We start from the raw sequence: 24136 nt of genomic DNA on the forward strand, positions 1-24136 counted from the left end.
CCCTGGTGCTACAAAAAGTGATTAAGGAGTATATCCCTTTTAACAGAAATGAAAGGCAGTGATCCTACATGAAGAAAAGAGCAATTGTATTGATTCTTGACAGCCTTGGAGTGGGATATATGGACGATGTGAAAGATGTCCGTCCCAAAGATATAGGTGCTAATACATTTTATCATATACTTGACCAAGCCAAGGAAATTTCGATCCCCCAATTACAAGAATTGGGGATTAATAACATTGTGAATCATCCCCGTTTAGAAGAAAGAAGCGGGATCGCCAGCTTCGGGAAAATGAACTTGAAACACTTTGGTGCGGACAGTTTTCAAGGCCATAATGAAATCATGGGCACCGACCCTAAAGTTCCTTTTACAACACCTTTTTCAACGGTGATGAATGAAGTGAAAGAAGCGTTGGAAAAGGAAGGGTACCAGACCGAAATTCCTGATCCTGATTTTCCGTATCTGCTCGTAAACGGTTTAGTAATCGTGGCCAATAATATCGAAACAGATTATGGCCAAATTTATAATGTTACTGCTCCTTTAGACGATATTTCTTTTGATGAGGTTTTAAAAATTGGGAAAATCGTTAGAGCAAATGTAAAAGTCAACCGAGTCATAGCCCTTGGCGGGGAAAACATCTCAGTGAAGCAAATTCAAGAGGCCGTTGAGATGCGTGCTGACGGACTTGTCGGGGTTAACTCCCCGAAATCAGGTGTTTATGAACAGGGTTATAATTGCCTTCATTTAGGATATGGCATTAATCCTGATACTCAGGCAGCGAACATTTTAGTAGAACAAGGAATACCAGTTACTTTAATCGGAAAAATGCAGGATGTGATTAGTTGTGACGGTGCAAATAAAATTCCTGCAGTAGACACGGACTTTGTGATGAAATCTGTCCTTGAGACGATGGATGATATGGAAGAAGGATTTATTGCAGCGACCGTTCAGGAAACTGACATTGCTGGGCATTCACAGGATGTGGATCTTTATGCTGAAAAAATCATGTTAGTAGATCAATATTTAAAGATTTTGTTGGCGCAAATGTCGGAAGAAGATTTACTGATCTTGAGTGCGGACCATGGAAATGATCCGACAATAGGCCATAGTCAGCATACTCGGGAAAAAACTTTTTTACTTGCATACGGAAAAAAACTCAAAAACGTGGATTTAGGTGATCGCGACAGTCTATCAGATATAGCCGCGACAGTAACAGACTTTTTTGAAGCAGGCCTCCCGGAAAATGGCGAAAGTTTTTATCCATTGTTGAAAGGTAATTCAATTATTCACAATAAATAAGTAAGACATAAACGGCAATCCTACGGTGTGACTCCAAAACCTACTTAAATAGTAATCCGACACGCAACAAGAGTTTGGGGAAGCACTCTTTTTGTGCTTTGAACCGCCAAGGCTTTAAAGCGTTCCTAATATAAAATTTCCACGAGGTGCTATACATGTATCGGATTGTTTTTCTCGATATCGACGAAACAATATTAAACTCTCAAGGCCAATTGGATGCCAAGCTCATTGGGACGATTCAAGAGGTTCAGAAAAAAGGTATTTTGGTAGCCCTGGCAACAGGCCGGTCTTTGGAAGGTGCCGAAATTTACGGTGAGCAGCTGGGAGTTTCTAAATATGTTACTTACAATGGGGGATATGTGATTTCACATAATCAAATAGTCCATGATGTCAAAATCCCTTCCAAATTGGCACACAATTTATGCAACAAGACAAACGAATTAAATGGAGTGTTTATCCACTTTTCTTATAGCTCTTCACAGTCCAACCATACCCCGCCGGAAATCGAATACTTGCTCCCTATAGCGAAACCGTCTACTGTAGACGATACAAATCATGATGCCCACCGATTAGTCCTTTATCTTGAAGCAAATCATCGGGCCTCGTTACGAAAAGAAATAAAGAATGTTGCCATTTTTGATGAAGGAGACCGATTAGAGATTTTTCCACAGGGCTCGAAATGGTCGGGTATCTCGCCTTTAATCAAGCAACTGGGAATTTCTCCGAATGAAGTAATAACAATCGGAAATGGCACAAATGACATCGAAATGTTGAAGGAAGCAGGTTTGGGGATTGCAATGGGGAATGCTTCTGAAACTGTAAAAAAGAGCGCTAATTGGGTAACAGCGGATAATGATCATCATGGTGTTACTTTAGCATTAAGCAAAGTTTTTGAGTTAAACATAAATGAATTAATATTTTAATAAAACACAGTACTGACCCGTTCTCTTAATAATTAAGCTGTCCATTTGTGGCAGCTTTATTTTTGTTCGATAGAGCAAAAGATGCTAAATACGGATTTTGATAGAGGAACATTTGTGAAAAATGAAGAATTAAATTAATAGCCGGTCTTAAGCAAATCTTAAATTGGAGGAGAAAAAATGAATCCTGCTATACAAATCTTTGATTATCATTTGTGGGCGAACGATGTTGTATTTAAGCATTTAAAAGAACTTCCTTCAGAAGTCTGTTATCAACAGGTAAAAAGTGTATTTCCATCTTTATATGATACTCTTTTTCATATGTACCAAATTGATTATGTATGGTTAAGAACGTTAAATGGGGATAGTTTTGATCATATTATCAAGGATGTAAACCAATTAACAGATACAATTCAGGAAAAAAACCTTGATCTGCTGGATGAGAAATTTGTTCAAATAGGCAATGAGTATCGTAAATTAATTCGTGAAATCGAAGACTTGCATGAGAAAATTAGTATTCAGCATCCCCGCTACGGAAAATTGACTACAAGTTATCTTGAATTATTGCAGCATGTCGCAAATCATGGAACATATCACCGCGGAAACATCACCGCTATTTTGCGGCAGTTAGGATATAAAGGACCATCCACTGATTATGTATGGTATTTGTTTGAACAAAAGAAATGAAGTGCAGCGGGATGCGAGGTGATGTCCACATCACCTTGCTGACGCAAATCATTTATTTCGTTCGCTGTGAATATAACCATTACAATGCGGTCACCTTTACTGAGACCTCTACTTTCAATCCCTTGAAAATCTCCACTCACATAAGAGTCTCTTGCGCTCACTATCTTTTAGATGAGAAAAATTCAAAAATACATATTAATCATTTTCAAGTATCAATGCTGCCATAACAAAGCATAAATAGACAGGATTTTTTCGAACAACGGCTGTTAGAATGAATCAAGGAGTGAGCGATATGAAATGGGTTGAGTCATTACAGAAAGCGATTGACTACATGGAGGAACATTTACTGGAAAGTATTACGATCGAAGGAATAGCCAAGCAGGCGAATGTATCTCCTTTTCACTTTCAACGCACGTTTACGCTATTGACAGATATTTCTATTGGTGAATATCTACCCGCCGCCGTTTATCATTGGCCGCTGAAGAATTGTCCAGGACAAATTGCAAAATAATTGACCTTGCCTATAAATATGGCTATGACACTCCCGAGGCTTTCACAAAAGCTTTTCGAAGGCAACATGGCGTGACTCCAAGTGAGATACGAAAGCATATTGGAAAGCTACAATCTTATAACCGCCTGATTATTCAGGTGAGTTTGAAAGGGGCAGAACCAATGAAATATAATGTAATTAAAAGAGAAGCTTTTCGAGCAGTCGGGATGAAACGAGAGTTTTCACTAATCAATGAAGAAAACCTGGTGGGGATTCCAAAGCTTTGGGATGAAGTTCATGAGAATGGGATAAACGATTTATTGGTAAAAATGAACAACGGACAAATTAAGGGTGTACTTGGTGTTTGTGTTGATAAAAGCAAACAATCGGATCAGGTTATGGATTATTGGGTGGCTACAGAATACAAAGGTGACGTTCCTGATGAATTATCAAGCATTAAGATCCCGGCAGCAAAATGGGCTGTATTCGAAGTTCACGGCCCGATGCCAGATGCGATGCAAAAGGCGTGGAAACAGATTTATTCGGAATGGTTGCCATCCAGTAAATATGAGCTTGCCGATTCACCGCAACTGGAAGTATACACAAACGACAACCCCTCAAACCCGGATTATTATTCTGAGATCTGGATTCCAGTGAAATAATCTGGATCTTGACAATTCTAAATAATTAAATGCAGAAAAGAACCCGATGATAGTAAGATCGTGAAAAATCCGCTTGCACCTCCAGTTACGTGAGGGAGTAGAATCGATGTAGACACCACAAAAGTATACTGGAGGGGAATTTTTATGGGCACAGATAAGCAGTATTTGATCGGAGAATTTTCAGAGATGACCGGCACTTCAATACGAACATTACATTATTATGATGAAATCGGATTGCTTCAACCTGAAAAACATCCCAGCTCCGGACATCGTCTGTATACGGATCGAGATCTGCTGAAAATGCAAAAGATCGTCAGTCTCAAGTTTTTGGGCTATAGTTTAGATCAAATCTGTGAAATGATGAATGAGTCGAGCTTTGATGTAAGCTTAATTGAAACATTAAAGATTCAAAAAAGTCTTCTTGAAGAAAAAAAAGAACATATAGAGTCTGCCCTGGCAGCTATCAAGCGGACAATTACCTTGTTGGAAGATGAAGGGGAAGTGGATAGCGCGATCTTGATGAGTTTAATCAATAATGTACAAACAGAAAAGAACCAACGTCGTTGGTTAGAAAAACATATGCCTCAAGACGTTGTTAATCGCCTATACAATAAAACTGAAGAAGACAAGGTAATTTTAGACAAAGAGTTTATTCAATTATCAAAAGAAGTGAAAAGGTTGGCAGGAAAGCCGGTAGATGATCCAGAGGTGCAAGATCTAATCGAGAAACACATGAAAGCCACTGTCGAATATATTGGTGAAGACGCAATGCAAGCATTTGCTGGAATAGAAACTGCAGACGCGGAAGAACTTGAGAAGATGGTGATGATTCCATCTCCATATACGAAGGAAGAGGAAGATTGGTTAAACCAGGCAATGGAATACTATATGATTCAGAACAATTTGTATGATCCAAATGCTGAGCAAAAGTAACATGAAGCATGAGAATCTTATACTCTTAAGTAACGTGAATTCTTCCAAAAGGACAATAATGTCTTATCGAATCGACCGGAGTGGATTCAATGATAACTCAGTGCTTGCTGTCTCCCTAAGAACCCTTCTGTAAAGATAAATATTGGAGAATATTAACCATGGAACTATTAATTCAGTTCCTTTTTTTTATTTCATGCAAATAATAGGACCGGATAGGATATCACCAGAGTAATAGATAAAAGGTCTTTTTGAAAAAGAAATCCAAAATACATATTAATTACATAAAGAAAATTAAATACTGAAAATAATTAATATTTACAATTTGCTGAATTAATTATATAGTATACCTGTATACAGGTATACATATTTTTAAGAAACGGAGGAACGCTGTATGTATGAGTATGATTGCGATGTTTTAGTTGTTGGCGGGGGCGTGACGGGCGTTGCTGCTGCCACTGCGGCAGCACGTAGCGGTGCAAAAACGATCCTGATTGAATTAAAGCCATTTGTCGGAGGTAACGCCACTACAGGACTATGTCTTCATAATTACATTACAAAATTCGGGCGTCAGGTCGTGTTTGGAATTGCTCAAGAAATAGTTGACCGGCTGATCAAAATGGGTGGGGCTGTAGGGCATATTCCATATGGAAGTTTTGTTCATTCTGTCACTCCTGTAGATGGGGAAATGTTTAGGATCCTTTCTACGCAACTTCTGGCTGAAGAGGGTGTCACAGTATTATTAGGTGCAAGCGTAGTTGGAACTGAAACGGATGAAGGGAATATCACTGGTGTCCAGGTGGCTGTAAAGGGGGGAATACGTCATATTAAGGCTAAAACTTATATTGATGCAAGCGGGGATGCTGATGTAGCTGTGTCTGCCGGAGCAAATTATACAAAGGGCGATCGTAAAACCGGAAAAATGCAACCGGTTTCAATGGTGCTTCGTTGTTTTGGTACTAACAACAAGGAAATTGCTGAGACTATTGCTGTCTCCACACCCGCAATGGCCACGCGCAGTGATTATCCCGAACCTATTCCGGTTTATTTTAATGGAACCTTTAGTCAATGGAATGACATTATCCGTGAGAATCAGATATTTCCTAATGAAGATCATAAGGTGTTTTTTAATACAGTCTGGCCAAATCATATCAACGTAAATACCTCCGCTGTGATTGGTATCGATGGTACAGATCCTTTGTCACTATCGCGTGCTACTGTGGAATTAACCAATCAAATACATCGAATTAGTCAATTTCTAAAAGAAAATGTGCCAGGGTTCCAAAACGGATACTTTGTTCCATCAGCATTTGCCGGTGTAAGGGAAACCAGAAGAATTGAAGGGCTGTACGAAATTAGCGATGAAGATGTGACTACAGGGCGCAAATTTGAAGATACGGTTGGACAAGTATGTTTTCCTGTCGATATTCACGATCCTGATACCGGGCAGGCTACTGTTTATCAAATCGGGGATGACGGGGCATTTGATATTCCATACCGTGCCATGATTCCAAAAAATCTGGAAAACATCATTGTAGCGGGAAGATGCATTTCAGCTACTTCTTTCGCTCATGGGGCAACAAGAAACATGGCACCGTGTTTGGTTATGGGTGAAAGCGCCGGCGTTGCTGCAGCGCTTGCCGCGAAGCAAAACAGTGCTATGCCTGACCTGGATATTAAGACACTACAGGCTACTCTTGAAGAACGGGGTGTCTACCTTGGAAACCGCGTCACACAGTAACAATTGTTTTTTCGCATGGAGCAGTAATCGTTTAAGCAGGAGGAATTAAGCAGATGGATAACTCTAAAGAACCACTAATCATAGAAGACGAGCTTAATATAGATTCACCCGGGGATTTTCCTCCATATATGCCGTTGCGCGAAGCTGTCTTTCAAACTCTAAAAAAATCGATTTTAAATGGATCATTAAAACCGGGACAGCTGTTAAGCGAGAACAAAATAGCAGACAAATTGTCGGTCAGTCGTACACCAGTACGTGAAGCACTAAGGATTTTGGAGACGGAAAACTTGGTCACCACACTGCCTGGAAGGAGAATCATAGTCTCAATTCCTAACATTCAGGATATTGAGGAAATATACCAAATTCGATTATTAGTGGAATCAGAGGCTTTACGAAGCATTGCGTCAGAGAATGATTTAATTATTCAACAGCTGGAAGAGTGCTTAAAAAATGCTGATACGCAGCTACGGGCAAACGACTTAACCGGATTGGCGAATACGAATTCAGTGTTCCATTCTATCCTTGTTTCAGCACTGGGAAACCGTCGGTTAGAACAGTTTGTAGATACTGTTCAGGATACGATCGTCCGTTACCGTTTATATTCTTTAACAAATCTCAGATGGGCAGAAGAATCAGAAGCTGAGCATTGGGAAATCGTTGAGAGTTTAAAAAACAATAATCCAGAAAGAGCCATCCAGGTTCTTGATAAGCACCTTATGACTGCAAAAAAAGTATTGATTGCGATGACTTCCAAAAATGAGGAATGAATTTTCAAAAGCAGGGTTTGGAATGGAGGTGAATTTTCCAGTTCTAAAAAATTCGCATAATGTCTATTACTTCATGGGGTGACTGATGATATAAAATGAAAAAATAAATATTAAGGGAGGAAGTAGAAATGTCAGTTCCCGAAGAAAAGGTGATACAACCAACGCAGATAATAACCAAAACGCCATCTAGTTTCTGGCAATATTTGATTTCTTTTGGTCCTGGAATAGTAATGGTTTTGAGTTGGTTAGGTGCAGGAGACTTAGTAGATATGTCCGTTTCAGGTGCCCATTACGGATATAATCTCATGTGGGGGCTGGTTTTAGCCTTAGTCTTAAGGTATATCTTAGTAAATGTTATTTCTAAATACGCCCTTTGCAACGTACATCAAGAAACCATTTTCCAGGGTTATAAACGATTATATAAATATTTGCCCTTGTTTTTAGGTGTCGCTAGTCTTTTTCTGGCACATTTTTATGCCGCAATCTTCTTAAAGGGGCTGGAGAAGCTCTCTGGCAACTTAGCAAGGTAGGGAACACATTTGTATGGTCGCTTGTTGTAGTCGTAGTTTCTCTTGCCTTACTTGGGAGGAATTTATAACTATATTGAAATTACGATTAAGGGAATTCTTATTTTAATGGTTGTCAGTTTAGTAGGAAGTGCCATATGGGTAGGTCCTGATGTTCCTGCAATTGTTAAAGGCACTGTAGCTTTTAGTATTCCTGATAATGTTGGAGGGGTAGATACTATCGTTTTTGTTGTCTCTTTAATCGGCGCTGTAGCCGGATCTTTATCAAATTTGATTTATCCTTATCTGTTTAAGCAAAAGGGCTGGGTTGGTCCCTCTTATTTAAAACTTCAGCGTTATGATCTCTTGTTCGGTGTACTAATGATTATTATTATCGACCTCGCTGTATGGACTCTAGGTGCAGAAATACTTAATCCCCAAGGTTTGACCATTTCGAGTGTAGCTGACATGGCCCAGATGCTAACAACAACATTAGGTGCACTTGGTGGTATCCTGTTCTATGTTGGCGTTTTCGTAGCTTGTTTTAGTACAGTAATTGGATATGCACTTGGTTTCGGCAATCTTTTTGTTGATGCCATTTACACTACCTTTCCTGAAAGGGGGAAGAAATATAACGAAGAGTTTAACAAAGACCCACTTTTCAAATTTACTCTTCTCATTACGGTAGTATTGCCCATTATTTGGGCTCTGCCATCAATGCCTGGTTTTATATACTTAACTATTTTAGTTAATGCGTGGCAAATCTTGCTTTTACCTATCGTTTCGATAGGACTGTTGATTTTAACAAACCATAAAGAGCTTTTAGGAAAGTACGTAAATAAGTGGTGGGAGAACGTGCTTTTATTAATACTTATCGGCTTAACCCTGTGGTCAACATGGCATCTAATAAACAGTTTATTTTAATTTGAAAGCGGTTTCAAATAATTAAGGTGAGAAAATATACGAAGAAGTAAAGTAAAAGAATTTTGATTATAAGCATAATTATAGAGTGTCCCAAAATTCTTGAATTTTGGGACCTTCTCTTTTTGTTAAATGAAGCCTTCCGGAGGCTCTTTTAAATAAATGCCGCTTCATGAAAAGGGTAGGCTAATAGGAAAATAGTAATCAAAAACGAATAAGATTTAACCAACAATTCAGTACTAAAGTAAGGTTTGCCTTGATGGTAATTTTGGTAATATTATCTTATGGTATTAAATGGTTACTAACATTTTTATATAGTGTATAAGACTTAACAAAGAGGAGGGACCTCAATGGATATAGAACTTCTCGAGGAAATCGAGAGGAGAGCGAAACGCCAGAAGTACCTCTGGATGATTGATATTTTGGAAGGCTACAAGTCCAATATACGTCAGGCCACTGATCACTTCGAAGACGGAGTTAGTATCTATCGAAGTGCGCATGGGTGTTATGCAACCAATTGGCAAGGCCAATCCCGGGAGGCTTATGAACTAATTGCAGGTGGATTGAGTCAAACAGCGAATCAGGTTTATACTTTAGGAGAAGAACTGATTCAGGAAATTGGGACGGAAATCCGTAAATTACGTAAAAAAGTCGAGGCTCTGTCATGAGCCGCATCCAGATCAAAGTTGATGAGCTGGAGGAGTTCGCGGATCAATTTGGCAAAGCTGAAAGGGAGTGCAGCCAGGCGCTTAATGCTGTAACCTGGCATTTTAATTCGTTGCTGGCTGACTTCCCAGGCGTGTTACCCGGTGGGATTCATGATCTTGAAGCCGAGTTCAAGCAGGCTATCAGACAATATAGAGACAAACTGGATGATGCACAGCGTTTGATCAAAATGACGGCGGCTGAAATAAAGAAGGCCGATCAAAAGCTGGCAGGTTCAATCGGCGGGTTTCTTCTCGAAATGGTCGGCTGGTATGATCTTCAGCGGGTGTACAGCGAATACGACCCTGTCACTGGAGAAAAACTTTCTGCAGGTGATCGGGCATTGGCGGTTGGGATGCTCGCACTTTCCCTCTTCCCTCCAGGGAAAGTTGTTGGAGTTGGAGGCAAAGTAGCGGTTAAAGGAATCAATGCAGGAATTGAAGCAGCTTCCAAAAGTAGTTTACCTGCCCTTGCCAAAAATTCAAAAGCCTTTATGGCTATGAAAAATGTTGTGAATCCAAACAAAGTTTCAGAAGCTTTTCGTGTTGTATATAACCGAGTCGTCCAAGGACCACTGGCTGCCACGAAGGTATGGTTTGATCAGGTTATGAAAAAGCTGGGAGATCTGCCTGTCCCGGCGAATCTTCAGGTACAGCTTGCCGGAGTCGGTCCGATGCGGACAACCGTTCGGGAATCGTTGGAAGGTGCGAAGGAATCGGTTGTTCGGATGGTGAACAGTGGTGGTAATAGCAGTAACACGGTTGAAGTTATTGACAGGGGTATAGCTAAAACTAGACCATCATGGAGACAGTCGGAAATTGATGTAGGAACGGAATATCCTGGTTATCGTGACCAAGTTTCATTTAAGGATGGTAATGAAGTGAATCATGGTACTAAAAATAGTTCGAGACCAGATTTTTATATCAGCGGGCATAGTATAGAAGTTAAGAATTATAAATTGACGACATCTTCTGGTAGAAAAAATTTAATAAGGAATGTCTCAAAGCAAATAAATAAGCGGATAAGTGATTTGCCAGAAAAAACTAATCAATCTGTTATTATTGATGTGAGAGGTCAAAGTGTCTCAAGGGATGTGTTGAGAGACATTAAACAAAAGATAAATGAAAGAACAAAAGGCGTAGCAGAAATTATATTTAAAATGGATTAGAGGTGAAGTTTATATGGCTGTAGGTTTATTAGTAGATTGTTTTTACTACGAATTAGGGCATAGCGATTTTGTACATTCATTCTTTTCAACAATCTCATATCATTTGGAAAAAGAAGGATGGGGGACAAAATACCCATTATTGATGAATGAGTTATATAACGACAAATTAAATTGGGTTGATGTCTCAGTTGCAAAATCTAATTTAATAGAAATTGAACAAGAACTTTCAAAATACTCGCCAGAACGTGTTGTATGGGATATTGATGACTTATCAAAAAAACCACCGTGGGGGGATAAAATCAGTCCAAAAGTAACAAGCTTAGCGGATTATTTTGCAACTGCTAACGGGAAGACGTTTTTTGAAGTGATTTGTAATGCTATGGATGTAGCAGAAGAAGATAAATGTGATATAAAAATTCAACAAATTTAATTATTGTAAAACCATGGGTATCTCTCTCATGGTTTTTTGGACTGAGTACACTCTTCACTCTTTAATCGGACAATGAAAATGTCTTATTTTAAGCCCAAAGAGATATTAATATTGAAAGGGAAAATAATCTATAGAGGAGAATCGTATAGAAGGGAATGGTTCCCAACTAAAAGTGCAGTTCAACGTGCTTACAGTTTTTCAAATCCATATAGTGTAACATGAACTTGCATATTTTCTCAGTTTAATAGTTTCTCTTTATTTCATAGAGCTTGGACACTGTAGTTGGAGGGGAATTACTTTGACTCGTGAAGAATTGGTTGCATTTATAGAAGAAAACTCGGATATTGACGATTTTACTGGAGGTATCAATGAAACCGAAGTCATAAGACTTGAAGATGAACTCGGGGTTGTATTCCCGGAAAGTTATAAATGGTTCTTGAAATCTTATGGTTCGGGCGGGCTATTCGGAGTCGAAATACTATGTTGTGGAAAATCACAAATTCCTTCAGTTATATCAAATACTGAAAGATTTCGAAAGCTGGGCTTACCCGAAGAATACGTCGTAATAGAAAACTGTGAAGAATTTGTTTATTGTCTTGATACCAGTTTTATTTCTAATAATGAATGCCCGATTATTTCTTGGGATAGGGTTGCCGGGTATAGTGGCAAGCGAGCGAACAATTTTCATGAGTTTCTGTCAAATAGGCTGCTCGAAGCAAAAGAGAATTGGGAAGAAGATTTTTAAAATGCCTTTATTTTCTTGATTGGCGTTTTGCTAGGAAGTGCGATTAAAAATATATTTAAAAAAGCACCGGCCTTCTCATTAAAATATTGAAAGGCCGGTGCTCTGTTGCGTATGCTTATCAGCTCGATTATAAGTGGTTAGATTGTTACATCGTCCCAACAGAACCCCCATCAATCAGTGATACATAAATCCGCTCATTTTCCAGCGGTTCGTTGGCTATCAGCTTGAGTAAATGCTCGGCAGCGAGGGTTCCCCATTTGCGTTTGGAATAATCAATGGTCGTCAGGCGCGGATCGGTATAATGTGACACCTCGATATTATCAAATCCGATGATATGAACATGTTCACCAACCCGATAATCCGTTTTTGATAAATAATTGTACATTCCGATCGCCATCTCGTCATTCAAACAAAAAACGGCGACGGGTTTGCTGTATTCCGCAATGATTTGCTGTGCAGCCCGCACTCCCGCAGGTTTATTAAAATCGCCCTCGATTTCCTCATATTCAATATCTTGATAGCGCTCGACTGTTTGCCTGACAGCTTGCAGGCGTTGCTGCGAATCATAAGAAATATTGGGTCCCGTGACGGCATAAATCTTTCGATGCCCTTTATCAATGAAATGATCAATTGCTAGAGTAGCCCCGGCTTTATTATCAAGCAATATTTGATTGATATTGGGGTGATCCAGTTCCCTGTCTAAAACGACTAATTTATGGCCAAGGTCCGCATACTTAATCAACTCATCACTTGAAAAAGTAACATCAAGGATAATGGCACCATCAATCATTCTTTCAGGAAGAAAGCGGTGTGACTCTTTGCCGCTGCAGACAATTAACTCATACCCTCTGCTGGTCAGAGCTTCTTGCAAACCTTGCAGAAGCTGTCCATAAAAGGCTCCGCTATAATCAGTTAAAAACACGCCAATAATTTTTGTTTCCCGTTTTTTCAGTGATCGGGCTGCAGCATTTGGAATATAGTTTAGTTCTTTAGCAATTGCAAGAATCCTTGCTGATGTTTCTTCTGTCACCTTCGGGCTTCCGTTTAAGGCATACGACACGGTTGAGATCGAAACACCTGCTTGTTTCGCGATATCTTTAATACTAACCACGATACCTTCTCCTATCTTTACAAAAAACGTTTCTTTTATTATACCTTGTTTTTGGTATCTTCTAGTAGAATGTGTTATGCAAAACAATTTTAACAAAAAGGCGGCGAACATAACTGCCGCCAGCACTTTTTTTTACATGTAAATCTCTACTAGATTGGAATCAGCAGATAACTGCTGGTCGAGGATTTGTTTGCTAACCCGCACCCCGCTCTGACGGTAGCGGTTAGACACTTGGTCCGCGGTAACTGGACGCCCATTAATAACAATACTGCATATAGCATTGCCGCCAAGATGATAGACAAACGTAACGGGCCGGTCAAGAATTTTAAAATGAAACTTCAATCCATTTAAATTGGCCGGTAAAACCGGGTCAATGTGTAAGTCGCCTGCTGATAAGCGGATTCCTAAACAATTAGAAATCAGCTGGTTCATATAAATTCCCGGGCCGCTCGAATAAATACGCCAGCCGCCTTTCACCGGAACTGAACCAGCTCGCAATTCGTCAAAGCGGTCCTGCGCTTCATAGCGCGTCTTAAATTTCCCGTCGGAACTGCTGAAATAAGCGTTGCTTTGCCGCCGTTCTGCATTTGGCAAGACGTCTTGGATCCCGACTGGGTTAATCTTCTCGAGGCCTTTCCAAACCTCATCAACTTTGCCGAGTTTGGCCATTGCTTCGACGAAACGGATATGGGCATGCACGTATTGCAGTCCGATTTCACGGCCAAAATTCGCTGCTTGTTCGGCCCGTTTAAAATGGGTGCTGACTCCGCCATTATATTTAGCAGGGCGGTCCATCAACCTGACGCCATCGGCATGATAAAGCTTTTCCTTGATGACTTGATAATGTGCTTCCGCCTGTTCAGGTGTTAAAAGTTCACCAATCATGCTTCTTGTCATCGGAAGCAGCCGGTATTGGACACCTGTTTTTGAATCAGTTGGGTGCAGCATGAATTCTGCTTTGCCGGGCTCCTCCATGAACACAAAGCCTGGAATGACATCGCTCTGGAGAATGTAACGTTTGAAATCGGCTTCGATGCCTGAAGATAAAGCTTTGAGTTCAGCCGCGTCTTGTTTATCGACTTCTTCAAAAAGCTGTGCCAGCTGTTTGAGAACTTGATATGTCAACGCAACAGTCCAACTGCTGACCAAATACTTTTTCAATTGCGCATTGGCTGGTTGAAGCGTGTCATCCCAATCGCCATCGCCATACGATGATAACAATGTATCGTGGAGAAAATGCGCTTTAATGTAGTCGATTTCTTTCTTTGCATGCTCAAGAATGCTCGCTGTTTCTTCGGAAAACTCAAAGCTTCCGCGTTTTGTATAAGGGACTTTTTCTTCTAAAATGCTGTAGTCCCTTGTCACGGCAATATAATCACCGAGCAGTTTTAATGGCCAGACGATGATATCGCCATGGCTCTCCTCTTGCTGGATTTTGTAATACTGATCAAACATGAACCATTGCGGCCAGTTGCCGTCACTCTCATATTGGTGGGCATAAACGGTTTTGATAATATCACGGACAGCTTCATATTTTTGTGTCGCAAGAAAATACTCAGATGGTCCCTGGCACACATCGCGCGTTCCCCATGCCGCACCGCCATATTGCTCAAGGCCGTGAGGGACAGAGTAGTGGACAAGCATATTATGCGTATACCACCAGGCCAAATCATTCATTTTCTCAATTCCATCCTTATGCTCAAGGTGGAATCCGTTCATGACAGATTGATAGAACAACCGGTAGCGTTCAATTTCAGTGTCAGCTTCACGAACTACAAACGGTAAATCCTCACCATTCACTGCTCCTTGGACAATCATGGTCCATTCACTTGTTTCAGTTAAATCAAGTACGACAAGCGATGCAGAATGAGGAGGAAGATTCGAGGCAAACATTCGCTCATCTAAAAGGTTGATTTGCGCACCCTTTACCTGTAAACGATAGGTCAAGTCAGGATAGGTTTCTTTACTGTCTGAACCCGCACTTGCAGAAAAAGAAATCGTATTCCCGTCTTGTTCAATTCGGACTAGGGCGTCGTATTCATTGTTGTTCATCGAAACTTGATTTGTGACTAAATATCGGTATGATTTGCCGCTCGCAGAACGGACCTGCAAGTGCAATTCCGGCGAATCGACGACTGTAAAGCTGGTGATAATCAGTAAATCAGTTTCGGTTTTGTAAAACCAGCGTGCATAGTTAAATCCCATTTCAAACATCGACGGCAATGTCAATAAACGGTACACACCATCGACTTCGACATAAATGTGCTGGCCGGAGGTTTTCATAACATTCAGCGGATTGCGGGCGTTTGTCAGCATTTTATTAAAAGAAGTGTTGCCAATAACCAGCTGGGAATTAAAAATTCCATACATATAGGATGTCGAAGTAAGTACATTTTCTTTGTTGTCGATATTCTGGCCGGTCATCAAAATATGGCCGTGCGGACGTTCGACGAGCAGTTCTTTTTCTTTTAACACTACATGTTCATGTGTACCTGTAAAAAACGAGAGCAGAGTTGATTTGTCCCATTCTTCTTGATGACGGTTAGGAAAATACTTATTTATGTCTTCTTTTGTCATAGATGTTGTCTGTATAGGTGCTCCAAACACAGCAGAAATGGTTGATTTCTCTGCCAGTTGCCCAGTTGTTGTAGTTGCTGATTTGACCTGTTCCCAAACCTTTAAGATGGTTGATTCGTGTTCCAGAGAAATAATCGCGTTCGGATGATCCTCGTGAAATAGTCCATAAAAGACAAATCGCGCTGATCCTGCTAAATTTATCCGCTCTGATTGCAATGCTGTATAGGCAAATTCGTATTGATAGACCTCATTATCGAGAGAATCCTTCGTCAGGACTTCCGGTTGGTTCGTTTCCTTATAGGATAAACCAAAGAATTGAAAACCATCTGTAGAATAGCCAATTGTTTTCGTTAGCGCACCCTGCTGCAGATAGGGGAAAGCCCCTTGCTGCGGCTGGTTTTGCCGTGAGCAAACGACATATCCTTTTTCATGATCTTCAAAAATGGTGTAATCAATGTATTGCGACACGAAGGCTTCGTTTGAACGGATCGCTCCTTTTTCAGCCATTCCGAGATCCTGTCCATATATGACGTCCACTTCAGCATCCTGCCCCTCCACTGATACATCCCAGAACCAGATGCCTTGTTCAGCAAGGGTAAAAGTGACCTGATACTTAATATCGCTGACAAAACCTTCCCAAATGACTTGTGTTTCGCTATAGCGGACATTGCTGTCTGACTGAACACCAAGGAGCGGATAGGCTTTGATTCCCGATTCCTGATGAAGACGCAAATAAAGATTATTTAAGGCTCCATCGATTGGATTGGAGAGCCACTGGTTGATCATTATGTTTTTATGGGTTGCCTCATAAAGATCGCCACTAGTTAAAAAGGTGAAATTGTAGTGGCCTGCTTTAATCTGAAATTTAGCATTGTTCATTGGTTGTCATCTTCTTTCCTTTGTTTACTATTTTACTAGTTGAAACGGCAGCGCCTGGCCTTGTTGACTGTTGGGTCCAACGTATGCGTTAAACGCCCCGGGATCACTTTTAAATTGTAAGTCGGAATGGTAATAACGAAGTTGTTCTTCTGTAATCGTAAACGTCACCTTTTTCGATTCACCTGGCTGTAACATAATCTTTTCAAAGGCTTTCAGCTCTTTTAAAGGGCGAACCACTTCACCGGCAAGGTCTTGTATATAAAGCTGGACAATTTCCTCACCAGCCATTTTTCCTGTATTGGTAACCTTAATAGTAAGGGATAAAGACTGTTCCAGATTGATAGAGTCTCCCGACAGCTTTGCTTCACTATAAGAGTAGGTAGTATAGCTTAAACCGAATCCAAACGGAAGAAGCGGTTGATTTGGTATATCTAAATACTGCGACACATAGCGCTCCTGTGCATCCGGTGCGTCTTTCGGGCGGCCGGTATTAAAATGGTTATAGTAAACCGGAACTTGTCCGACTGAAAAAGGGAAGGACATCGTTAATTTTCCGGATGGATTGACATCACCGAACAATAAGTCGGCAATCGCGGCTCCTCCTTCAGTGCCCGGATACCATGCTTCAAGGACTGCATCCACATGGTCTATCACACCGTGTAGATCAAGAGGACGTCCGTTAAACAACACGGCGACGGTCGGTTTGTGCAGTTGCTTTAGCTTTTTGACCAATTCAATTTGTACTTCAGGTAAACGAATATCGGCACGGCTGCCAGCCTCCCCGCTCATCTCAGAGTCTTCCCCAAGCGCCAGAACAATTATATCCGCCTGACTTGCAATATCAAATGCTTCGTTTAATTGTTCCTCAGTTCCTGTGTCTATTCCGCAACCTTTTGCCGTTAGAAGTAACGAGGAGCCGGCTTTTTCTGTTAGTCCATCATACAGTTGGACGGCTTGTTCCTTTGAACCTAACCATGACCACGGTCCCAAAATATCTCCGCTTTGTGCAAACGGACCGATTACGGCGATTTTTCGGTCTTTTTGGAGCGGAAGCACACCATCATTTTTTAATAGCACACATGATTTTGCGGCCAGTTCCCTTGATGCTTGGCGATGCTGATGGCTCATAACAATTTCTTTTTCCAGGCTTTCATCAGCCGCCCTGTAAGGATGTTCAAATAAACCGAGTTTCGCTTTTAACCTTAAAATACGAAGAACGGCTTCATCAATAGTAGTTTCATGAATATCTCCGTTTTCAACAAGCTCCCTTAAATGTTTAACGTAGCATGCCGTCATCATCTCAATATCAACACCGGCTTGTATGGCTTTATAGGCGGCTTCCGTTTCATCTGCGGCAACGCCGTGCGGAATCAGTTCTTTAACGGCGCCCCAGTCGGAAATCAGCACGCCATCAAATTTCCACTCATCCCGAAGTAAATCGCGCATCAGCCATTTGTTAGCGCTGGCAGGGATCCCATCGACGGTGTTAAACGCGGTCATCACCATTTCAACGCCTGCATCAAGAGCAGCCTTATATGCCGGTAAATATGATTCACGAAGCTGCCGCTCCGACATATTGACGGTATTATAATCGCGGCCGCCTTCTGGAGCACCGTAAGCAGCAAAGTGCTTAACACATGCGGCAACCCGGTTTTTGTCAGTTTCCAGATCTGATCCTTGAAAGCCACGCACAAATGCTTTCGCAAATTGACTGTTTAAATAAGGATCCTCTCCTGTTGATTCCATCACTCTTCCCCAGCGTGGATCGCGGACGAGGTCAACCATCGGTGCAAACGTTACATGCACTCCAGAGACAGCCGCCTCACGAGCGGCGATCTCAGCACTCTTTTCCGCAAGTCCTAAATCCCAGGAACAGCCGATTGCGAGAGGGACGGGAAAGATCGTTTTAAAGCCATGGACAACATCCGCCATAAATAATAGAGGAATGCCGAGCCGATTATTTTCTAAATGAGTTTTTTGAATGCTGATCACTTCTTCTGCCCCTGAAGCTCCCAGTACGGAGCCACTGTTGTGAACAATTTCTTCAGTAATACCCAATTCAACGATCGGGCCTGTTATTTGGCCGTTGTAGTTGGAACCTTGATAAAAGGGGGTGGCCAGCTGAATTAATTGGGCAATCTTTTCTTCTAACGTCATTTGCTGAATAAGAGAATTAAGTTGATTGTCGCGCATTTCAAACCTCCACTATTCTTTTCCAATAGATTTATAGAAACGTTTCGAATTAAGTATAGTTGGATTATAAGCGCTTTCTTTTTTGTAGTCAATGAAAAATAGAAACGTTTCGATTGGTATAAAATGATTTTAACTATGTAGAAAAGGCATTTGAGGTAGAATTCTACAATTTTCGTTCTTAAAAAGTTCATATTTTTAAAAAAACCCTATTGAAAACGATTTCAACCTGTCTTATAATAACTCTATCGAAACGTTTCAATGAAAGTGTCTACACAATGGCCAGTTTTTAAGATCAATAGAAACGTTATTAAAATCAACACGAATTATATTTTTTTCGTTGTTTTCGAAACGTTTCACTGAAGGGGAGGATTCACCTAGCTATGAATAAGTAATTCAAATTATGGATTTCTTAGGATACTGAAGACAGTTCTTGATTGATTTACATCGCTATTATTAAAATAAAGCGACAGCACAGAAAAAAGAGCTTTGATGAAAAAATTTAAAAATTCCACAATACGAGGGGATATTACCATGAAACCAAAGTTTATCAGTTTAAGAAAAAAGCTCATCACAGCAGCGATACTAGGTTCAGTTGTTATTTCCGGCGCCCTGGCTGGTTGTTCTTCCGATTCATCATCTTCAGACGATAAAGGCAAAACCACGATCAATGTGTGGGGAATGGGTGAGGAAGCAAAGTCGCTCCCGAAAATTGCTGATCAGTTTGAAAAAGAAAATCCGGATATTGAAGTTAAAGTACAGGCAATTCCATGGGACCAGGCCCACAATAAATTGCTGACAGCAGTAGCCTCGAAAAAAGGTCCGGACGTATTGCAAATGGGGACAAGCTGGATTCCTGAATTTGCTTCTGCCGGTGCCTTATTGGATTTAACACCGCATCTGGAAGAATATCCGGAATTAGCAGCGGATAATTTTTATGAAGGATCGGTTGAAACAACAAAATTTGAAGATAAAGTGGCCGGTGTTCCTTGGTATGTTGATACCCGTGTCCTTTACTACCGCACCGATTTATTGGAAGAGGCCGGCTACAGCGAAGCACCAAAGACATGGGATGAGCTGCGCGCTGCTGCTAAAAAACTATCTGAACGCGGCGATAATAAATATGGCATCAGTCTTGATGCAAAAGAACAAAGCCTTGCATTCATGTTTGCCCGCCAGAACGGTTCCCAATTAATAGATGGAAATAAGCCGCTTTTCAATGAAGCTCCATTTGTCGAGAGTGTCGAATATTTAAATGGATTCTTTAAAGATGGCTCTGCCCCTGTTGATGATATTGGCCTGGATATCATTCAGGCATTCAAAGGAGACGGCATTTTTCCAATGTTTATAAGCGGTCCTTGGATGGTTAAATTAATCAACGACCAGGCGCCAGAGCTTGAAGGCAAGTGGGCAACAGCGGTCCTCCCTGCCAAAGAAAATAATACTTCAATGCTTGGCGGCTCTGATCTTTCTGTCTTTGAATATACGAAAAACAAAGATGCATCACTGAAGTTTCTAGCATACATGAGCCAACCAGAAACACAGGTTAAATGGCTTGAAATTACAAATTCACTTCCTGCGAATAAAGAAGCATGGAATAGTGAAGTTTTAGAGGGAAATGAGTATTACAAAGTATTTGGTGAGCAATTAGAAAATGCCCAGCCAATGCCTGTCATTGCATCGTTTGAAAAAATTGCCCAAACATTCTTAACCAGCTTTGAGAAAATCTATCGCGGTGGAGAAGATGTAAAAACCGAAATGGATGACTTTAATAAAAAGGCTGAAGAATTGTTAACTGAATAAATCAATTAATATATTGAACTAGCAGGGCTTCCCTGCTAGTTCAATATATTGACCAAGGCATAGAAGGAAGGGATTTTCCATGAATAGCAGCACCTCGAAAAAAACTCCATATTTCTTCGTTGCACCAGCCATTATCCTGTTGACGATGTTTTCAATTTTCCCAATCTTTGTTGCTTTAATTATCAGCTTCACGGACATTGATTTAGCAGGATTGGCTGACTGGTCGACGATTAGCTTTATCGGTTTAAAGAATTATCAAGATGTTGTCAGTGATCCGATCTTTTTAAAATCAATCTTTAATACACTGTTTTATGTTGTTTTTGGTGTACCACTCGTCATTATCTGTTCATTAGCGATTGCACTTCTGATTAATTTTGGAAAGGCCCGCATTTTCAAAGCCTTCCGCGTCGTTTTCTATATGCCATCGATTACAAACGTCGTTGCCGTTGCGGTTGTGTGGACGTATTTATACAACCCGCAACTCGGACTGTTTAATTATGTATTAAATCTAATGCATCTGCCATCCGTGCCGTGGCTGCAGGATCCAATGATGGCAAAGGTGTCATTGATCGCTCTTGCACTGTGGAGAGCAATTGGACTCAATATGATTATCTTTTTAGCGGCATTGCAAGGAATCCCGAAAACGTATTACGAAGCAGCGCAGCTCGATGGGGCCAATGGCTGGCAGCAATTGGCGAAGATTACGATCCCATTATTGCGTTATGCGATTTTCTTTGTGTCGATTACAACGATGATTGGCTGGCTGCAATTCTTCGAAGAACCATTTGTCATGACAAACGGAGGACCGCTTGACAGTACGACTTCTGTGGCGTTGTTTATCTATCGCAATGGTTTCCAATTCAGTAATTTTGGCTATGCTGCCGCTGGTTCATTTATCCTTTTCGTTGCGATCATTGTGATTACGCTGATCCAATTTAAATTCCAAAAGAAAAATACAGATTACTGATGGTAGAAGAGAGGTGAGACCTGTGAAAACAAATGTGCTGAACAAATCTGGATTTGACCCTGTGAAAAAGGCAAAAAGCCAGCAATGGCTCGTTGGTATCGTATTGGGAGCAGGCGGTATTCTCATTACAATCCCGTTTATCTGGATGATTTTATCCGCATTTAAAACAGAAAGTGAAGTAATGCAAATCCCGCCGACCCTATGGCCGAACGAATTCACATTAGAAAACTTCCAGAACCTGTTTGAGAACATGAACTTTGCCGTTTATTTAAAAAATACGATTGTCGTCGTTCTTTGGTCGTTCGTCGGTTTGTTTTTAAATGCAATGGCTGGCTATGCCTTTGCAAAATTTCAATTCAAGGGCAAGGACAAACTGTTTTTTCTCGTTCTGGCCACGATGATGATACCGGGACAAGTTACGATGATCCCTGTTTATTTAATCCTGAATGAAATGCATTTGACCAACACGATGGCTGGCATTGTACTGCCAGGGCTTGTTGGAGCCTTTGGGATCTTCCTGTTCCGGCAGTTTATGTCAACGATTCCGGATGAATTGCTGGAAGCAGCCCGGCTGGATGGTGCGAGCGAGCTGCGGGTATTTTTACAGATCGTTTTGCCGATGTCTAAATCGATCATTGCCGTTCAAGGAATTCTGACCTTTATTGCAGGCTGGAACAGTTTCTTATGGCCGTTAATCATTGCGAATGATGAGAGCCTCTATACATTATCTGTCGGTTTGTCGCTTCTGAAAGGGCAGTACATTGGCAACTTTGCACTGCAAATGGCTGGTTCAACCTTTATGGTCGTTCCAATCATTATCATTTTTATCCTGTTCCAAAAACATATTATCGAAGGATATACCATTTCTGGTATGAAGTAAGTGCCTGGAACTCCAGTTTTTTGCTGGGGTTCTTTTTATGTGAAAAAATAGTAGTTTAGTAGTTTTTTTGCGAATGGATGTTTACGCTTACATTTTGAAATGATATGATGTTATAGAAACGTTTCGATTAATATCGAAAGGAGATTTAACATGACTAAAAAAAGCTATGTAATCATGGTAGTGGTAGGATTTTTGATATCCAGTTTATTAGTCTCACCAGCTGCCTTTGCGAAAGATAATCGACATAAAGAGTTTGATCGGCAACTGGAATCGATAGCCAAGAAAACTTACCGGTATTTTGAAGATTTCACTGATCCGGCAACAGGTCTAACTTTTGATGCCGTACGTTTTCAGGATGGAGAAAAGAATGCGGCCAAACACACCTCCCCAACAAATATCGGCATGTACTTATTAAGCACAGTATCAGCTGAACAGATGGGAATCATCTCAAAAAAAGACGCAGTAGCTAAGATACAAACAACGTTAAACACTTTAGAGAAATTACCAAAGTGGAATGGCTTGTTCTATAACTGGTATAACACAGATGGGAGTTTAAAAACGGATTGGGGACAATTTATTTCCCAGGTAGACAACGGCTGGTTTTCTGCTGGTCTAATCGTTACCGGCGAAGCTTATCAAGAATTGGCTGATCAAACAAGCGTGCTTGTCGAGGCCATGAATTATACACCATTATACGATCCAAATGTCGGCCAATTCCGGGGCGGTTATTATGTAGACCGGGGCGAGCTCACCGGGCACCATTACGGCATGTTCTACACAGAACCTCGGGTCGCCAGCTATATTGCGATCGGCAAAGGCGATGTTCCGTCAGACCATTGGTGGAAATTGTACCGAACCCTCCCGGCAGAATGGGACTGGCAGGCACAAATTCCAACAGGGCCAACCGTCGAATACGATGGCGTTACTGTGTTTGAAGGACATTATCAGTACAAAGGAATAAACTACGTGCCAAGCTGGGGCGGCAGCATGTTTGAAGGGCTTATGCCAGGACTCGTGTTAAAAGAAAAAGAGCTTGGCGCGAAAGCACTTGGTTTAAATAACAAGCGCCATGTGGAGCTTCAAATTGCTTACGCGAAAGAAAAGGGTTATCCTGCCTGGGGCTTTTCACCAGCTGCCACACCAGAAGGCTACAGTGAATTCGCAGCAACACCACTGGGTACATCCGGGTACAAGAATGATGGAACTGTTACCGCTCATGCCACTTTCCTGGCACTTGAGTATGCTCCTAAAGAAGCATATAAAAATATCAAAGCATTAAAAGAACTAGATACGTATGGTAAATATGGCTTTTATGACTCTGTCAATGTCGTGACCGGGGATATTGCCAAAGCATATTTAGCTCTCGACCAGGGGATGATCATGGCATCAATAGCAAACTACGTGCAAGATGGAGTCATTCGCGATTATTTCCACAGCAGTGAAATTGGCAGCAAGCCTGAGGAACTATTAAAGAAAGAAGAATTTTCGATTCAATAACAGAATGAAGAAGAGGGTGACCCAATTAAGGCCTGGGTACACCCTCTATTTTTTTAGAGATTTTTTATAAGACTAAATTGCTCTTAAATTGCAAGTGTTACAGATCCTAAAGGCAGGTTTCTATTATGATGATCTGTTATGTTTTACATTTTTATACAAATATATGCATATTTACAATCTTTTTAAATTTTAAAAAAATAGGATTGATATTTTTAAAGACCCAATGTAAAATAACTATAAGTTTCAAAATTCAGAATATTGG

General features: G+C 40.8%; 19 protein-coding genes and 1 pseudogene. 17 read left to right on the top strand and 3 right to left on the bottom strand.

What is annotated here, in order from left to right; genetic code table 11:
- Positions 1-68 precede the first annotated feature (68 nt).
- The 13 genes and pseudogenes from CU635_RS01145 to CU635_RS01205 all read left to right on the top strand — a co-directional run bounded on the left by CU635_RS01145 (position 69) and on the right by CU635_RS01205 (position 11970).
- Positions 69-1298 carry a phosphopentomutase gene (locus tag CU635_RS01145; protein WP_101575338.1) on the top strand — a complete coding sequence of 410 codons (1230 nt, stop codon included), beginning with the start codon at positions 69-71 and terminating at the stop codon, positions 1296-1298.
- A 155-nt stretch (positions 1299-1453) separates the two neighbouring features.
- Positions 1454-2221 carry an HAD family hydrolase gene (locus CU635_RS01150; RefSeq protein ID WP_101575339.1) on the top strand — a complete coding sequence of 256 codons (768 nt, stop codon included), beginning with the start codon at positions 1454-1456 and terminating at the stop codon, positions 2219-2221.
- Between the two features lie 177 nt (positions 2222-2398).
- Positions 2399-2905, top strand: a complete 507-nt coding sequence (locus tag CU635_RS01155; RefSeq protein ID WP_101575340.1) for a DinB family protein — start codon at positions 2399-2401, stop codon at positions 2903-2905.
- 292 nt (positions 2906-3197) lie between these two features.
- Positions 3198-4057 (top strand): annotated as a pseudogene (locus CU635_RS01160) (AraC family transcriptional regulator).
- 144 nt (positions 4058-4201) lie between these two features.
- Positions 4202-4990, top strand: a complete 789-nt coding sequence (locus tag CU635_RS01165) for a MerR family transcriptional regulator (RefSeq protein WP_101575341.1) — start codon at positions 4202-4204, stop codon at positions 4988-4990.
- Between the two features lie 391 nt (positions 4991-5381).
- On the top strand, positions 5382-6728 hold the full coding sequence (locus CU635_RS01170; protein WP_101575342.1) for an FAD-dependent oxidoreductase: 1347 nt from the start codon (positions 5382-5384) through the stop codon (positions 6726-6728).
- Between the two features lie 53 nt (positions 6729-6781).
- Positions 6782-7495 (top strand): GntR family transcriptional regulator, encoded by a 714-nt coding sequence (locus CU635_RS01175; RefSeq protein WP_101575343.1) that lies wholly within the window; start codon positions 6782-6784, stop codon positions 7493-7495.
- Positions 7496-7623: 128 nt separating this feature from the next.
- Positions 7624-8025, top strand: coding sequence for a hypothetical protein (locus CU635_RS01180; protein WP_101575344.1), 402 nt, complete (start codon positions 7624-7626; stop codon positions 8023-8025).
- 42 nt (positions 8026-8067) lie between these two features.
- Complete coding sequence (locus CU635_RS01185; protein ID WP_142383173.1) at positions 8068-8925, top strand: divalent metal cation transporter; 858 nt, start codon at positions 8068-8070, stop codon at positions 8923-8925.
- A gap of 347 nt (positions 8926-9272) precedes the next feature.
- Positions 9273-9590 (top strand): DUF5082 domain-containing protein, encoded by a 318-nt coding sequence (locus CU635_RS01190; RefSeq protein WP_101575346.1) that lies wholly within the window; start codon positions 9273-9275, stop codon positions 9588-9590.
- Positions 9587-10795 carry a pre-toxin TG domain-containing protein gene (locus CU635_RS01195; RefSeq protein ID WP_101575347.1) on the top strand — a complete coding sequence of 403 codons (1209 nt, stop codon included), beginning with the start codon at positions 9587-9589 and terminating at the stop codon, positions 10793-10795. The genes CU635_RS01190 and CU635_RS01195 overlap by 4 nt, the downstream gene beginning before the upstream one ends.
- Before the next feature lie 13 nt (positions 10796-10808).
- Positions 10809-11225: an immunity 70 family protein gene (locus CU635_RS01200; protein ID WP_101575348.1), complete on the top strand. Its 417-nt coding sequence runs from the start codon at positions 10809-10811 to the stop codon at positions 11223-11225.
- Positions 11226-11523: 298 nt separating this feature from the next.
- Positions 11524-11970 carry an SMI1/KNR4 family protein gene (locus tag CU635_RS01205; protein ID WP_101575349.1) on the top strand — a complete coding sequence of 149 codons (447 nt, stop codon included), beginning with the start codon at positions 11524-11526 and terminating at the stop codon, positions 11968-11970.
- 145 nt (positions 11971-12115) lie between these two features.
- Here the strand turns inward: CU635_RS01205 and CU635_RS01210 are convergent, their stop codons facing one another.
- The 3 genes from CU635_RS01210 to bglX form a co-directional block, all read right to left on the bottom strand.
- Positions 12116-13081 carry a LacI family DNA-binding transcriptional regulator gene (locus tag CU635_RS01210; protein WP_101575350.1) on the bottom strand — a complete coding sequence of 322 codons (966 nt, stop codon included), beginning with the start codon at positions 13079-13081 and terminating at the stop codon, positions 12116-12118.
- A gap of 132 nt (positions 13082-13213) precedes the next feature.
- Positions 13214-16537 carry a GH36-type glycosyl hydrolase domain-containing protein gene (locus tag CU635_RS01215; RefSeq protein ID WP_101575351.1) on the bottom strand — a complete coding sequence of 1108 codons (3324 nt, stop codon included), beginning with the start codon at positions 16535-16537 and terminating at the stop codon, positions 13214-13216.
- 27 nt (positions 16538-16564) lie between these two features.
- The gene (gene bglX / locus CU635_RS01220; protein WP_101575352.1) at positions 16565-18730 is read right to left on the bottom strand and encodes a beta-glucosidase BglX; all 2166 of its coding nucleotides are present in this window, start codon (positions 18728-18730) and stop codon (positions 16565-16567) included.
- A gap of 531 nt (positions 18731-19261) precedes the next feature.
- Between bglX and CU635_RS01225 the strand changes: the two genes are divergently transcribed.
- The 4 genes from CU635_RS01225 to CU635_RS01240 all read left to right on the top strand — a co-directional run bounded on the left by CU635_RS01225 (position 19262) and on the right by CU635_RS01240 (position 23874).
- Entirely contained in the window at positions 19262-20530 is a 1269-nt protein-coding gene (locus CU635_RS01225) for a sugar ABC transporter substrate-binding protein (RefSeq protein ID WP_101575353.1), read from the top strand.
- Positions 20531-20609: 79 nt separating this feature from the next.
- The gene (locus CU635_RS01230) at positions 20610-21497 is read left to right on the top strand and encodes a carbohydrate ABC transporter permease (protein WP_101575354.1); all 888 of its coding nucleotides are present in this window, start codon (positions 20610-20612) and stop codon (positions 21495-21497) included.
- A 61-nt stretch (positions 21498-21558) separates the two neighbouring features.
- Positions 21559-22377, top strand: coding sequence for a carbohydrate ABC transporter permease (locus CU635_RS01235; protein WP_373270844.1), 819 nt, complete (start codon positions 21559-21561; stop codon positions 22375-22377).
- A 150-nt stretch (positions 22378-22527) separates the two neighbouring features.
- On the top strand, positions 22528-23874 hold the full coding sequence (locus CU635_RS01240; protein ID WP_245917254.1) for a glucoamylase family protein: 1347 nt from the start codon (positions 22528-22530) through the stop codon (positions 23872-23874).
- The last annotated feature ends 262 nt before the right edge of the window (positions 23875-24136 follow it).

The organism is Bacillus canaveralius (assembly GCF_002860125.1).
GTDB lineage: Bacteria > Bacillota > Bacilli > Bacillales > Cytobacillaceae > Bacillus_BJ > Bacillus_BJ canaveralius.

Coding starts and splice junctions, on each gene's coding strand:
- CU635_RS01145 (WP_101575338.1), top strand. CDS start 69: ATGAAGAAAAGAGCAATTGTATTGATTCTTGACAGCCTTGGAGTGGGA.
- CU635_RS01150 (WP_101575339.1), top strand. CDS start 1,454: ATGTATCGGATTGTTTTTCTCGATATCGACGAAACAATATTAAACTCT.
- CU635_RS01155 (WP_101575340.1), top strand. CDS start 2,399: ATGAATCCTGCTATACAAATCTTTGATTATCATTTGTGGGCGAACGAT.
- CU635_RS01165 (WP_101575341.1), top strand. CDS start 4,202: ATGGGCACAGATAAGCAGTATTTGATCGGAGAATTTTCAGAGATGACC.
- CU635_RS01170 (WP_101575342.1), top strand. CDS start 5,382: ATGTATGAGTATGATTGCGATGTTTTAGTTGTTGGCGGGGGCGTGACG.
- CU635_RS01175 (WP_101575343.1), top strand. CDS start 6,782: ATGGATAACTCTAAAGAACCACTAATCATAGAAGACGAGCTTAATATA.
- CU635_RS01180 (WP_101575344.1), top strand. CDS start 7,624: ATGTCAGTTCCCGAAGAAAAGGTGATACAACCAACGCAGATAATAACC.
- CU635_RS01190 (WP_101575346.1), top strand. CDS start 9,273: ATGGATATAGAACTTCTCGAGGAAATCGAGAGGAGAGCGAAACGCCAG.
- CU635_RS01195 (WP_101575347.1), top strand. CDS start 9,587: ATGAGCCGCATCCAGATCAAAGTTGATGAGCTGGAGGAGTTCGCGGAT.
- CU635_RS01200 (WP_101575348.1), top strand. CDS start 10,809: ATGGCTGTAGGTTTATTAGTAGATTGTTTTTACTACGAATTAGGGCAT.
- CU635_RS01215 (WP_101575351.1), bottom strand. CDS start 16,537: ATGAACAATGCTAAATTTCAGATTAAAGCAGGCCACTACAATTTCACC.
- bglX (WP_101575352.1), bottom strand. CDS start 18,730: ATGCGCGACAATCAACTTAATTCTCTTATTCAGCAAATGACGTTAGAA.
- CU635_RS01225 (WP_101575353.1), top strand. CDS start 19,262: ATGAAACCAAAGTTTATCAGTTTAAGAAAAAAGCTCATCACAGCAGCG.
- CU635_RS01230 (WP_101575354.1), top strand. CDS start 20,610: ATGAATAGCAGCACCTCGAAAAAAACTCCATATTTCTTCGTTGCACCA.
- CU635_RS01240 (WP_245917254.1), top strand. CDS start 22,528: ATGACTAAAAAAAGCTATGTAATCATGGTAGTGGTAGGATTTTTGATA.